14 protein-coding genes are annotated in these 12,539 nt (G+C 50.0%); 7 read left to right on the top strand and 7 right to left on the bottom strand.

The window, feature by feature from the left end:
* Positions 1-9 precede the first annotated feature (9 nt).
* The 4 genes from mlaD (at position 10) to KJB30_RS10845 (ending at position 2,863) form a co-directional block, all read left to right on the top strand.
* Positions 10-462, top strand: coding sequence for an outer membrane lipid asymmetry maintenance protein MlaD (gene mlaD / locus KJB30_RS10860; protein WP_214299048.1), 453 nt, complete (start codon positions 10-12; stop codon positions 460-462).
* Between the two features lie 11 nt (positions 463-473).
* Complete coding sequence (locus KJB30_RS10855; RefSeq protein ID WP_214299046.1) at positions 474-1,844, top strand: TolC family protein; 1,371 nt, start codon at positions 474-476, stop codon at positions 1,842-1,844.
* A 26-nt stretch (positions 1,845-1,870) separates the two neighbouring features.
* Positions 1,871-2,461 (top strand): MlaC/ttg2D family ABC transporter substrate-binding protein, encoded by a 591-nt coding sequence (locus tag KJB30_RS10850; protein ID WP_214299044.1) that lies wholly within the window; start codon positions 1,871-1,873, stop codon positions 2,459-2,461.
* Positions 2,462-2,659: 198 nt separating this feature from the next.
* The gene (locus tag KJB30_RS10845; protein ID WP_214299042.1) at positions 2,660-2,863 is read left to right on the top strand and encodes a cold-shock protein; all 204 of its coding nucleotides are present in this window, start codon (positions 2,660-2,662) and stop codon (positions 2,861-2,863) included.
* An 82-nt stretch (positions 2,864-2,945) separates the two neighbouring features.
* Here the strand turns inward: KJB30_RS10845 and KJB30_RS10840 are convergent, their stop codons facing one another.
* The 3 genes from KJB30_RS10840 to KJB30_RS10830 all read right to left on the bottom strand — a co-directional run bounded on the left by KJB30_RS10840 (position 2,946) and on the right by KJB30_RS10830 (position 6,254).
* The gene (locus KJB30_RS10840) at positions 2,946-4,808 is read right to left on the bottom strand and encodes a YgiQ family radical SAM protein (RefSeq protein WP_214299040.1); all 1,863 of its coding nucleotides are present in this window, start codon (positions 4,806-4,808) and stop codon (positions 2,946-2,948) included.
* 20 nt (positions 4,809-4,828) lie between these two features.
* Positions 4,829-5,869, bottom strand: a complete 1,041-nt coding sequence (gene argC / locus KJB30_RS10835; RefSeq protein ID WP_214299038.1) for an N-acetyl-gamma-glutamyl-phosphate reductase — start codon at positions 5,867-5,869, stop codon at positions 4,829-4,831.
* A gap of 148 nt (positions 5,870-6,017) precedes the next feature.
* Positions 6,018-6,254 carry a hypothetical protein gene (locus tag KJB30_RS10830; RefSeq protein WP_246545636.1) on the bottom strand — a complete coding sequence of 79 codons (237 nt, stop codon included), beginning with the start codon at positions 6,252-6,254 and terminating at the stop codon, positions 6,018-6,020.
* A gap of 163 nt (positions 6,255-6,417) precedes the next feature.
* Here KJB30_RS10830 and KJB30_RS10825 point away from each other — a divergent pair, with 163 nt between their 5' ends.
* The gene (locus KJB30_RS10825; RefSeq protein WP_214299036.1) at positions 6,418-8,946 is read left to right on the top strand and encodes an ATP-binding protein; all 2,529 of its coding nucleotides are present in this window, start codon (positions 6,418-6,420) and stop codon (positions 8,944-8,946) included.
* Between the two features lie 86 nt (positions 8,947-9,032).
* Here the strand turns inward: KJB30_RS10825 and KJB30_RS10820 are convergent, their stop codons facing one another.
* From KJB30_RS10820 to rplM, 4 genes are all read right to left on the bottom strand, one after another.
* Complete coding sequence (locus KJB30_RS10820; protein ID WP_214299034.1) at positions 9,033-9,176, bottom strand: hypothetical protein; 144 nt, start codon at positions 9,174-9,176, stop codon at positions 9,033-9,035.
* Positions 9,176-9,511 carry a hypothetical protein gene (locus KJB30_RS10815; RefSeq protein ID WP_367618969.1) on the bottom strand — a complete coding sequence of 112 codons (336 nt, stop codon included), beginning with the start codon at positions 9,509-9,511 and terminating at the stop codon, positions 9,176-9,178. The genes KJB30_RS10820 and KJB30_RS10815 overlap by 1 nt, the downstream gene beginning before the upstream one ends.
* Before the next feature lie 146 nt (positions 9,512-9,657).
* Entirely contained in the window at positions 9,658-10,050 is a 393-nt protein-coding gene (gene rpsI / locus KJB30_RS10810; RefSeq protein WP_214299032.1) for a 30S ribosomal protein S9, read from the bottom strand.
* A 21-nt stretch (positions 10,051-10,071) separates the two neighbouring features.
* The gene (gene rplM, locus KJB30_RS10805) at positions 10,072-10,500 is read right to left on the bottom strand and encodes a 50S ribosomal protein L13 (protein WP_214299030.1); all 429 of its coding nucleotides are present in this window, start codon (positions 10,498-10,500) and stop codon (positions 10,072-10,074) included.
* 199 nt (positions 10,501-10,699) lie between these two features.
* On the opposite strand from rplM, the gene gatC reads away from it, so the two are divergent.
* Together gatC and gatA are read left to right on the top strand one after the other, a co-directional pair.
* The gene (gene gatC, locus KJB30_RS10800) at positions 10,700-10,987 is read left to right on the top strand and encodes an Asp-tRNA(Asn)/Glu-tRNA(Gln) amidotransferase subunit GatC (protein ID WP_214299028.1); all 288 of its coding nucleotides are present in this window, start codon (positions 10,700-10,702) and stop codon (positions 10,985-10,987) included.
* 76 nt (positions 10,988-11,063) lie between these two features.
* On the top strand, positions 11,064-12,521 hold the full coding sequence (gatA, locus tag KJB30_RS10795) for an Asp-tRNA(Asn)/Glu-tRNA(Gln) amidotransferase subunit GatA (RefSeq protein ID WP_214299026.1): 1,458 nt from the start codon (positions 11,064-11,066) through the stop codon (positions 12,519-12,521).
* Positions 12,522-12,539 lie beyond the last annotated feature (18 nt).

Genomic DNA, 12,539 nt, shown 5'->3' with positions numbered 1-12,539 from the left:
GGAACAGTAATGAGTATGGCAAAACTTGAAATGGTTGTCGGCGGTTTCATGGTCGTCGGAATCCTTTGTCTGGGATACATCTCCGTCAAGCTGGGCAAGATGGAGCTGATTGGCGGAGATTACTACACCGTGTCCGCAGGATTTGACTCCGTCTCAGGCCTCAAACCGGGTGCCCGGGTTGAACTGGCCGGCGTCGAGATAGGCAAGGTGGAGCGGATAACCCTTGACCCCCAGAGCGGCGACAGGGCCCTTGCTTCCATTAAAATCCAGCGTGATGTGAAGATCACCGACGATGTGATCGCCTCTGTGCGCACCAGCGGGATCATCGGCGACAAGTTCATCAAGCTCAAGCCCGGAGGCTCGGACCGCTTCCTTAAACAAAACGACAAGATCCGCGAGACTGAATCAGCCATCGATATAGAAGAGCTGGTCAGCAAATTCATCCACGGCAAAGTGGAATAGCAGGAATGGATATGAAAATATTTCGCACGCTTTTACTGACAAGCGCACTGCTTGTCCATGCCGTTGTCATCTCCGCCACCGAGATCCCTTCAGAAAAGAAAATGCTGCTGAGCCTTGATGACTGTATTCGCATGGCGTTGAAAACAGCCCCGGAACTGGGCGAGGCCCAGGCGGACATAGATCTGACAGCCAGCAAACTGGGTGAAGCCCAGGCCTATCGGTACCCGCGCTTCGAAATGACGGCCCTGCTTGGCCCTGCCCCCGGTGCACGCAGGGAAGATTTCCTCCGTACGGACAAAGAGTTCGCTTTCAAGGAATTGACCTGGTTCGCTGGAACCGATGCGACCCTGATCCAGCCCCTGTATACCTTTGGTAAAATTTCTGAAAACATGAAGGCAGCCACCCATGGAATCGAAGTGGACCGCTCCCGCAAAGAGCAGCGTTCCCACGAGATTGCCCTCAAGGTACAGGAATATTATTACGGGCTGTTGCTGGCACGGGAGATGAAAGAACTGGTGCTTGAAGTTCAGGAAACTTTGGACAAGGCGAGGGAAAAAGCCCGCAAACTTATTGATCAGGGTTCCGACAGCGCTGATGAACTGGACATCTATAAGTTGGATGCCTTCACCGGTGAAGTTTCTAAATACCGCGAAGAGGCTCTCAAAGGAGAGGCCCTTGCACTTGCTGCGCTTAAAACCCGCCTCGGCCTTCCCATCGACACCCCCCTTGATATAACTTCGCAACGACTATTCACTGTTGACGTTGAAGCTCCCCCTTTTGAAGCTCTGGTGCAAAAAGCCAACGAAAGGCGTCCCGAGTTTCACCAGATTGCAGAAGGACTCAAAGCCCGTTCTGCGCTGGTTGAGGCAGCAAAAGCCAATTATTACCCTGATATCTTTCTGGGGGCTCTTCTCTCTTGGGCTTACGCAGAAGATCGTGACCGCATCCACAATCCCTATATCAGCGATCAGTTCAAGCACCTTAGCGGCGGAGTTGCACTGGGAGCCCGGTGGAAGCTCGATTTTGGCATAACCGGAGCCAAGGTGGCCGCTGAACAGGCCCAATATAACCGCCTGCTCAGTACCCGCGATTATGCAAATGCAAATATTCCGTTACAGGTCAGAAAATTTTATCTGGAACTGAAAGAAGCAGAAAACAGCATTGCTGCAACCAAATCAGCCTATACGAATTCAAAAAAATGGGCAGTAACTGCTCTTGCCAATTTTGATTTCGGTGTCGGTCCGGCCAAAGAAATTTTTGAAGCACTACAGGCTTATGCCCGCATGCGCGGAGCCTACTTCCAATCCATTTACAATTACCGCATTGCCTGGGCCAATCTTGATTATGCCACGGCAGAGTCCCTGCAATCCCTCGCCAAATAGGTAAAACTACACCTGAAGGAGAAGTCATGTTACAGCGCATCATGGTCTTACTGGTATCTATACTATTTCTGGCTGCAAACGCCTTTGCGACACCCACCGCTGACGTCAAAAAAACTGTAGATCAGGTTGTCGGCATAGTTGCTGATAAAGAGATGAAGAAGAATGAGCAGAAGCGCCGCCAGGCACTGAAAAAATCCATCAGCCAGATTTTCAATTACGGTGAAATGGCAAAACGCTCCCTTGGCAAACACTGGAATCAGCGAAACGAGACTGAGAAAAAGCAGTTTGCCGATCTTTTCGCCACCCTGCTGGAAAATTCCTATGCGGCTAAAATCGAGTCCTACAACAACGAAAAGATCGTCTACATCAAGGAATCCATTGACGGAGATCATGCCGAGGTCAAATCAAAGGTCATTACCGCCAAACGCGACGAATTTACCCTTGATTACCGCCTTATCAACGAAAATGGCAAATGGATGGTCTATGACGTGGTTATCGAAGGGGTCAGCCTGGTATCCAACTACCGCAGCCAGTTCAATCGGATCATTACAGCTAATGGCTATGGCGAATTGCTCAAGAAACTAAGAACCAAAAACGATGAGCTGAAGGCACCATAACCCTATATTAAAATAACTTGACATGCACTTTTGGCCTATGATAAACGACTTTGGCAGCAAGTTTCGGAAGTTCCTGCGAATCGTAGAAGAACCCCTGTGTCACCAGGCTTTGCGGTTTTCCTGCATCAGACTCCGGAAACTTAGGCGTATCCCACTTGGTTCCGGTGTATGACCGGAGAAAAAAAAGGAGGTAGGAAAATGGCGCAAGGCAAAGTTAAGTGGTTCAATGACACCAAGGGTTTTGGCTTCATCGAGCAGGAAGGTGGCGAAGATGTATTCGTCCACTTCTCCGCCATCCAGGGTGACGGTTTCAAATCCCTCGCCGAAGGCGATGCTGTTACTTTCGACATCACCCAGGGTCCCAAGGGCCTCCAGGCTTCCAACGTTAACAAACTCAGATAAGCCTGAATTCACCCACAAAATCAAAACCCACTGAATTTTATTCAGCGGGTTTTTTTATGCTTAAAGGGATGCAGGAGAAGCTTTAGCGGCACCGTTTATGCTGGCCGGAACCTTGGGGCTTTTTTCTTTGTGGATGTCTATCACCCCTCTGTTCTCTTCCTGCCGCTGCTCCTGTGGCAGCACCCTCTGGTATCAGCACATTCGCCAATTCCTCCCGGCCCAGTTCCCTGAGCCCCTCCAGGCACCGTCGCCGCTCATCAGGCAGATGCCAGAGCAACAGTGCTTTCTGCAGCCCTTTTTCCCGATCGCTCTTCGCCACATGCAACGCTTTGCCACTGTCAGGGTCCATACCAGTGTAAAACATGCAGGTGGAAAGCGTTCCTGGTGTGGGTGTGAAATCCTGTACCTGTTCTACTTTAAGACCAAGTTTTCTAAGAACCAGGGCCAGATCCAGCATATCTCCCAGCGTGCATCCGGGATGTCCCGAGATCAGGTAAGGCACAATTGACTGACGCTTCCCCAGACGAGCACTTTCTTCTCTGAAACGCTTGAAGAACTCCTCAAAAGTCTTCCTGCCAGGCTTGTGCATCAGTGCCGTGACATGCTCTGCCAGATGTTCGGGCGCGATCTTGAGCAGCCCACTGACATGATGCCCCACCAGATCTGTAAAATATGCGGGCTGACGCTCCATCAGGTCGTACCTGACACCCGAGGAAACCGCCACGTTCCTGACCCCCTTCCGGGCCCGCACCTTGCGCAATAAACCTACGGCGCGCTTGTCACCGGTTGACAGGTTTTTGCAGATCTGCGGAAAAAGGCAACTTGCGCGTCGGCATAACTTACGACTGGCAGGATTGCCGCAGGAGAGTCCATACATATTGGCTGTCGGCCCCCCCACATCGCTCACACTCCCCCTGAACCACGGTTTTGCGGCCAAAGCGTCAATTTCGGCAATCACAGAGGCTTCGCTACGGGACTGGATTGTCGTGCCCTGGTGCATTGCAATGGCACAGAAGGCGCAGCCGCCGAAACAGCCCCGGTGACTGGTGATGCTGGCCTTTATTTGCTCCCAGGCCGGAATGGTATCCTTGTAGCCGGGATGCGGAGCCTTTTCAAAGGGCAAAGCGTAGACTCTGTCAAGCTCGGCTTCGGTCAAAGGCATTGCCGGAGGCATGCAGACCATCAACCGGCTGCCATGTGGCTGAATTACTATCCGGGCGCACTCGGGATTCTGCTCCTGGCTGCTAAGCCTAAAAGCCTCGGCAAATTTAGATTTGTCTGTAACTACCTGGTCAAGAGAGGGGAGCTCAATCCTTTCCCCTTCAAGCCGTTCCTGGGTACTCAAAGAAAAACATGTACCCCGCACATCCCGGATATCAGCCATTCTCTCACCTGAACGAATGCGCTGCGCCACTTCCAGAAGCGCTCGTTCGGCCATGCCGTATACCAGCAGGTCAGCCTTGGCATCCAGCAGCAGCGATCGCCGCACCTTATCCTCCCAATAATCATAATGGGCGAAACGACGCAAGGAGGCCTCGATGCCACCGATAACCACCGGGACATCCCGATAGGCTTCCTTCAGACGTGAGGTATAGATGATCGTGGCCCGATTGGGACGGGCACCATGGCGATTGCCGGGCGTATAAGCATCATCGTGGCGTAGTTTGCGGGCCGGCGTGTAATGGGCAACCATGGAGTCCATTGCTCCGGCGGATATGCCAAAAAAAAGACGTGGGCGCCCCAGGGCCATGAAGGACTCCTTGGAGCGCCAGTCCGGTTGGGAAATTATGCCGATGCGAAACCCGTGAGCCTCCAGCCAGCGGGCCAGCAACGGCACTCCAAAGGAAGGGTGATCGATATAGGCATCGCCGGAAATGAAGATAACATCCAACTCATCCCAGCGGCGCTGTTTCATTTCTTGCAGTGTTGTCGGAATAAAAGGCATGTCAGCTCTCTGCCGTTCGTCTACGGAAACAGCGCCAGCCCTTCCAGGCCCATTGTTTCAGGAAGGCCACAGACGATGTTCATGTTCTGCACTGCCTGGCCGGAAGCACCCTTACCCAGGTTGTCGATTGCGGACACGATGATGATACGGCCGGTACGGCTGTCAATCAGTGGTGAAATATCGCAGAAATTGGAACCACGTACAAAGGATGTTGAGGGAAGACTGCCCTGGGGCAGTACCCTCACAAACGGCTCTCCGCTGTAAAATTTATCGTACAGCTTGATAAGGGCCTCTGTGGTGGTCTCTTTCGAGGGTGCTGCATATATGGTTGAGAGTATCCCGCGATCCATGGGAAGGAGATGCGGCGTGAAGGTAACCATCAACTTTTCACCTGCCAGAAGCGAAAGTTCCTGTTCGATCTCCGGCGTATGACGATGTACTCCCCCCACTCCGTAGGCCTTGTAACCTTCATTGACTTCGCAAAAAAGTGAGTCGACCTTGGCCGCCCTACCGGCGCCGGTTACGCCGGAAGCTGAATCGGCAATTATGCTGTGCGGATTAATCAATCCCTGCTTCAGCAGGGGTGCCAGTCCAAGAATAATGCTGGTTGGATAACAACCGGGATTTGCGACCAGCTTGGCACCTTTAATTTTTGACCGCCGTATTTCCGGCAGCCCGTAGACCGCCTTTTTCAGGTTAGCCGGATTCAGGTGCGGCTCATACCATGCCCCGTATGTCTGGGGGTCAGACAGACGGTAATCGGCAGACAGATCTATGACCTGCTTGCCCAATTTTAAAAAGGTCGGCACAACTTCCATGGCCGCTTTGTGCGGTAGTGCAGTGAAGATTACATCCGCTTTTTCCGCAACTCGTACCGGCTCAAGATTTTCGAGCACCAGATCGCAGCGCCCTCTCAAAGTAGGAAAAATTTCTGAAATTCTCTTTCCGGCGCTCTGCTCGGACGTCAGACAAGTTACCGCCACCTCCGGATGACGATACAGAATTCTAATCAATTCCAGACCGGTATAGCCGCTGGCTCCAACAATAGCAACATTAAGCATGAAAAGCCCTCCTCTGTGCTAACCATACGCAAACAGCACCTTTAAGGCAAGTTTTTCGGGGTGGAATAACAATGGGCGAATGGGTAAATACCAGCTTCAACGTAGAAAGGAGATTTGTAAGGATAAAGGCAGGTTTATACTATTGATTCTATACACGCTCTTCAGGGCCGCCTAAATATTTGCTCACTTCGTTAGCGAGGATTGAGTAATGAAGTAGCCTGCCAGGAATTTTTTCGCTGCCGAAAAACTCTTTCTGCCACGGTTGGCGTTTGAGCCAGTCCATAAGCAATTGCCAAGAAGTCCAGTCATTGAACTCACGATCAATACCGGTCAACTGAGTAAGAAACTGGTCTCTAGGACTTTTCATTCGTGATGGAGGTGCCATGAATTCTTTCTGTTCAAGGGATGCCAGTTTCCAAACTACCTCCGAACCCCGTTGGAGTCAAGTCGTGAAGAGCATAAATGCAACAACAAATTGACTATAACTTATTATAAATGATAAATGTTTATGACCGTCGTGCACCGTAGGATTAAATGGAGAATCCGGAATGCATAAGCAGCTACAGCAACTCTGGAGCAATCGTGAAAATGATTCTTCCACAGATTTAGAATTTCGCCAGTTCCGGCTGATCTGCCTGTTGATTTCTCTTCTTTTCATCCTGCTTGTCTTTCCAATAAATTTGCTTCAAAAATTGCCAATTTCTCTGGATGTATCAATATTTCTTTTCGGCGTATTTTCCCTCTACTGTTATCGTGCTTCATCCAGTGGCCGCCACCATACAATTTTATTCTACATTATGGCATTGTTGCTATTGAATCTCGCCTGGTTCCTGAACGCCGGCTCTGCAGGCAGTGTCAGCTTCTACTTCTTTGCAATGGCACTCTACCCGCTGATTTTTTTTCATCGTAAAACCCGTTGGTTTACGCTTGTGCTGCTCATGACAAACATCTGCATACTTCTGCTGCTAGAACAGTTAATTCCTGCATGGATCACCCATTTTCACAGTCCGCAAGATCGCATTGTCAACATTGCCACAGGACTTTTTTTCAGTGGCTTTATCTGCATGATCTTATTCTGGTTGATCCTGTCCGGCCAACGGCGTGAATTGATTGTACGCCGCTGCACAGAAGAAGACCTGAAGCGGGCCCAGATCGAAGCAGACGAGAAAAGAAATGCACTTGAACATTTTCTGGTTGAGTACAGAAAAGTGCAGGACGAACTCAAGCTGTATCAGGCGGAGCTTGAGGCACGCGTTGCAATAAGGACAGAGCAGCTAGCGGGAAGCATCGAACAACTCCAGCAGGAAATTGCAACACGTAGGACTATCGAAAAAGAACTTAGGCACAGCAAGGAAACTCTCCAACTGGCGATAGAAGCTACATATCTGGGAACCATTGATTTTTATCCCCTAACCGGACAGTTATTGTGTTCTGATATAGCAAGACGACACTTCGGTTTGACTCAAAACGCCCATCTCAATTATGACATCCTGCTCAGTTCAACTCATCCTGAGGATCGTGCAAGGGTTGTTCGTAAAATAGAAGAAATATTACACTTCGGCAGTGGAGGTTTATTCAGGGAAGAATTTCGTCTGGTCGGAATCGAAAACGGCAGACAAAACTGGCTTTCTCTGCGTGGACAGGCTTTCTACAATGAAAGCGGTGTTGCAGTACGCCTCATTGGCATAACAAGAGATGTCAGCAGGGAAAAACACTCGGAAGAAATGATTCTGCGTATGAATCGGTTCTATGCTGTGCTGAGCGCTACCAATCAAGCCATCATATACAACACCGACAGCAAATCGATATTTAACGAGTTTTGTCGTGTGGCCGTTGAGCAGGGTGGGTTTAGACTCGCCAAAGTAGGGCTGGTCGACAGAGATACAGGGCAAGTATCTGTTGTGGCTGCATGCGGAACAACGGAGTATTTGGAGGGAATAAACATTTCCGTCAGAGGTCCGGAAGGAATGGGGCCAACCGGTTTGTCAATCCGTACGGGAAGCTACTATGTTTGTAATGATTTTTGCAATGCTCTCATTACCCTTCCATGGCACGAAAAGGCGAAAGCAAATGGGATTTATTCCGCCGCCAGCATTGCAATCAAGCAAAACAACGAAGTAATTGGTGCACTGTCATTATATGCGAGCGAGAAGAATTTTTTTGATTCTCACCAAATAGAACTACTTCAGCAGATGGGGGCTGATGTCTCATTTGCCATGAATATTATCGACAGGGAAACTCGTCGCAGTGAAGCTGAGCGTGCCCTGCAACACGAAACAGAGGAACGAATCAAGACATTGGAAAAACTGCGCCACAAAGAGCAAATGCTGATTCAGCAGAGTCGACAGGCAGCAATGGGTGAAATGATCGGCAACATTGCCCATCAATGGCGCCAACCCTTAAACACGCTTGGTTTGAACATTCAGCATTTGATGTTGTTTTATGACATGGGGAAGTTCAGCAGAGAGTTTCTGGAGGAGGGTGTATGCAAATCGATGGAAATCATCCAACACATGTCGCAGACAATTGATGACTTTCGCAGTTACTTCAAACCTGACAAGGAAAAAGTTGACTTTCGCGTACATGAAGCTGTAACCAAAACAATCTCACTTATGTCAGCAAGCTTCCAGAATAATCAGATAAGCATATTCATCGACGCTCAGGCAGATCCGGTAATATGTGGATATCCAAATGAGTATGCCCAGGTATTATTAAATATTATGATCAATGCCCGAGATGCTTTTTTGGAACGCGGTACCCAGTGTCCGCACATCACTATAACCATAGATCAAAATAATCAGTCGAGTGTCGTAACGATTTCAGACAATGCCGGAGGAATTCAGGAAGAAATCCTTGAAAAAATCTTTGACCCTTACTTTACAACCAAGGGCCCACAGACAGGCACGGGTATTGGGCTTTTTATGTCAAAAGCGATTATCGAAAAGAATATGGGTGGCCATCTCAGTGTGCGAAACATACAGGAAGGTGCCGAATTCCGCGTTGAAATGATAGTGAGTGAAGCTGCTTACCGACTTACAACACCTTGCAATTCAGATACTCTTTTATTTCCTGCCTGAACTTCAACAAAGCGATTTTTTCATCTCCAAAAGTATTGGGATGGTTAATTATACTCGTGACCAGAGAATTTAATTTCACGATCCTGTCATGATCGCCTGATGCACTCCGTAGTTCCCGCCGCAATTCCTGAACCGACCTGCTTTCGTCCCTCATTTTCACCTCCAGCAATGATAACACTGGCACTAAAATCGAAGATCAATTTACCTTCGACTTCTGTCAAACTATTCATTAGCTTTCTGCCTTCCCCCATGTATCGTTGAAAAAGCAGTGGTGCAATTTATTCTGAACATTTACTGCGCCGAGAATTTCCTCGCCCTCTTCCTGAGTCAGGCCAACTTTGGGCCTCACTCCCATCCAGTAAGCTGCATTTCCGGTAGAATTTTCAGCTAAGCGGGGCAATGGTGGACCGGGCTTATAATTTCCTTCGATAAAAAGAGCCGCTTCATAATGTCCTTCACACCTCACAAGGTAAACCTCTACGAGCATTCCATTTGAAAGGGTTTTCTCGATGATTTGGGAAAGGACCTCGGTACCATCAGGCACCCCTGTTAATGACAAAGCCACGTCATGCCTCCTCTGTTATAGGTTCGAAATTTTATACGCCTTTCGCTCACCGAAATCATTATAAAATATTTTCATGGAACAGCCATATGACAAAGGGGAAGTCCTTTTCTGGACTTCCCCTCTGCAACATCTTATATAATCCAGTATTAACGCTTGGAGAACTGGAAACGTGCGCGTGCTGATTTGCGACCGTACTTCTTACGTTCTTTGACGCGTGAATCACGTGTAATGAAACCGGCTTTTTTCAAGGTGCCGCGCAATTCCGGATCGGTCCCCAAAAGTGCTTTTGTGATGCCGTGACGAATGGCACCTGCCTGACCGGAGTCGCCTCCGCCCTGAACGGTGACAAAAATATCGAACTTCCCGACTGTCTCGGTCAATTCCAAAGACTGACGCACAACCATTTTTGAAGTTTCACGCCCGAAATATTCTTCAAGGGTCTTATTATTGACTGTGATAGCGCCTGCACCCGGCTTAAGCCATACCCTGGCTATCGAACTCTTGCGCTTGCCTGTTCCGTAAAAGCTAACTGCTGCCATATCGTGCCTCTCCTCGGAGTATTAAATTGCCAGGTTCTTGGGTTGCTGGGCGTCGTGGGGATGGGACTCACCCGCATAGATCTTTAGTTTCTTGAGCATGTGCCGGGACAGCTTATTTTTGGGAAGCATTCCCTTAACAGCTTTCTTAATGATGTCTTCCGGCTTCTTTTCCAGAAGCTTGCCGGCTGTAATCTCTTTCAAACCGCCAGGAAAGCCGGAGTGACTATAGTAAACCTTGTCAGCCAACTTGCGACCGGTCAACGCGATCTTATCAGCGTTCACTACGATGACAAAGTCTCCTGTATCAACACTGGGGGTGAAAATGGCTTTGTTTTTTCCACGCAGAACATTGGCGACTTCACTGGCAAGCCTGCCAAGCACCTTGTCCTGTGCATCAACCACGTACCAATCCCGCTTCAAGCCTTCAGCTTTTGCTACTTCCGTTTTCATAGAATCCTCACATAACATACTAAACCTGACACATCAGGCCATGGTTTTTTCGAAGAGGTGTAAATTACTGGACGATGTCTTACATGTCAAGCAAAAAAATCTATCTATTCCCCGCATAATTGAACAATTGTTGTCAATCCACCTGATTCATGATACAAAACCGGCTGCACAAGCACCCTGTCTATACGGAGTATATCCAATGAAGATAACTGCTGCCAATGTGGAGCATGTCGCCCGGCTGGCACGACTGGAACTGAGCGACGAAGAAAAAAACCTTTTTGCGGGACAGATGGACGCCATCCTTGCCTATGTGGAAAAACTGAAAGAACTGGACACCGACGGAGTTTTGCCCACCTCCCATGCTGTACCCATGGAAAATGCCTTCCGCGAAGACGTGACCGAACCTCCCATAGGGACTGAAAAGGCATTGGCCAATTCACCCGATAGGGCTGATGCTTTCTACCGTGTTCCCCAGATAATCGAATAACCTGGACAGCCGACATCCCGCCTCTATGATTTGCCTGATATCAGCGACTACTGGCGAGTGACTACTGGAGTATATCATGGAAATTTACGACCTCACCATACATGAGCTGCACGACAAACTGAAAACCGGGGAAGTATCCGCAGTGGAAGCAACCTCCGCCATGCTGGACCGCATTGAAACGGTTGAGCCGCAGATCGGCTCATTTATCACCGTTGCCCCGGAACAGGCGCTTGCTGATGCAGCGGCAGCCGACCGACGTATTGCAGCCAAAGACATCGATCTTTTGACAGGTATTCCCCTGGCCCTCAAAGACATTTTTCTGACAGAGGGAATCCGCACCACCTGCGGCTCGAAAATTCTGAACAACTTCGTCCCCCCCTACAGCGCCACCTCTTTTGAAAAGCTCAAACAGGCTGGTGCTGTGCTGCTTGGCAAACTCAACCAGGATGAATTTGCCATGGGTTCCTCCAATGAATCCAGCGCCTATGGCTGCACCCGCAATCCCTGGGACCAAACCCGCATCCCTGGCGGCTCTTCGGGCGGCTCGGCCGCGGCCATTGCGGCACGCCAGGCCACGGCAACCCTCGGAACGGATACGGGCGGCTCCATCCGCCAGCCTGCCTCGCATTGCGGCTGCGTCGGACTTAAACCCACCTACGGCCGCGTATCACGCTATGGTGTCATTGCCTATGCATCCTCCCTTGATCAGGTCGGCCCCTTGACTCGTGATGTCACCGACAGCGCCATCATGCTGGCTGCCGTGGCCGGCCATGACCCCAAAGACTCCACCAGCGTCGATGTAGCGGTGCCAGACTACCTCGCAGCCCTTACCGGCACAATCAAAGGATTGCGCATCGGTTTGCCCAAAGAGTATTACATCGCTGGCCTCGATGCCGACGTACAGAGTGCAATGAACTCAGCCATTGAGACCTACCGCAGGCTTGGGGCAGAATTCGTCGACATCTCGCTGCCACATACCGACTATGCAGTAGCAACCTATTACCTGATTGCCACTGCCGAAGCGAGCTCAAACCTGGCACGTTATGACGGGGTTCGCTTCGGCCACCGCACCGAAAATGCAGACAATCTGCTCGAAATGTACTGCAAAAGCCGCAGCGAAGGTTTTGGGGCAGAAGTCAAGCGCCGCATCATGCTTGGCACCTATGCCCTTTCCGCCGGCTACTACGATGCTTATTACGTGAAGGCCCAAAAGGTGCGCACCCTGATCATGCGGGATTTCATTCAGGCCTTTGAAGGCGTTGATGTGATCCTGACACCTGTGGCACCCACCCCTGCCTTTCGCATCGGAGAAAAAACCAATGATCCACTACAGATGTACCTGTCCGACATTTTCACCATACCTGTGAATCTGGCAGGCACCTGCGGCATCTCCGTGCCTGCCGGCTTCAGCGCCGATGGATTGCCCATCGGCCTGCAGCTGATCGGTAAACCCTTTGGCGAAGAAACCATTCTTCGAGCAGCACACGCCTTCGAACAGGCGACGGACTGGCATATGAAAAGGGCGCCTCTTTAAGCGAAGCACGATCCCTGA

It is taken from the genome of Pelotalea chapellei (assembly GCF_018531195.1).
GTDB classification, from domain to species: domain Bacteria; phylum Desulfobacterota; class Desulfuromonadia; order Geobacterales; family Pseudopelobacteraceae; genus Pelotalea; species Pelotalea chapellei.
The sequence above is the reverse complement of the archived record's forward strand: the minus strand, read 5'-3'. Positions and strand labels throughout refer to the sequence as shown.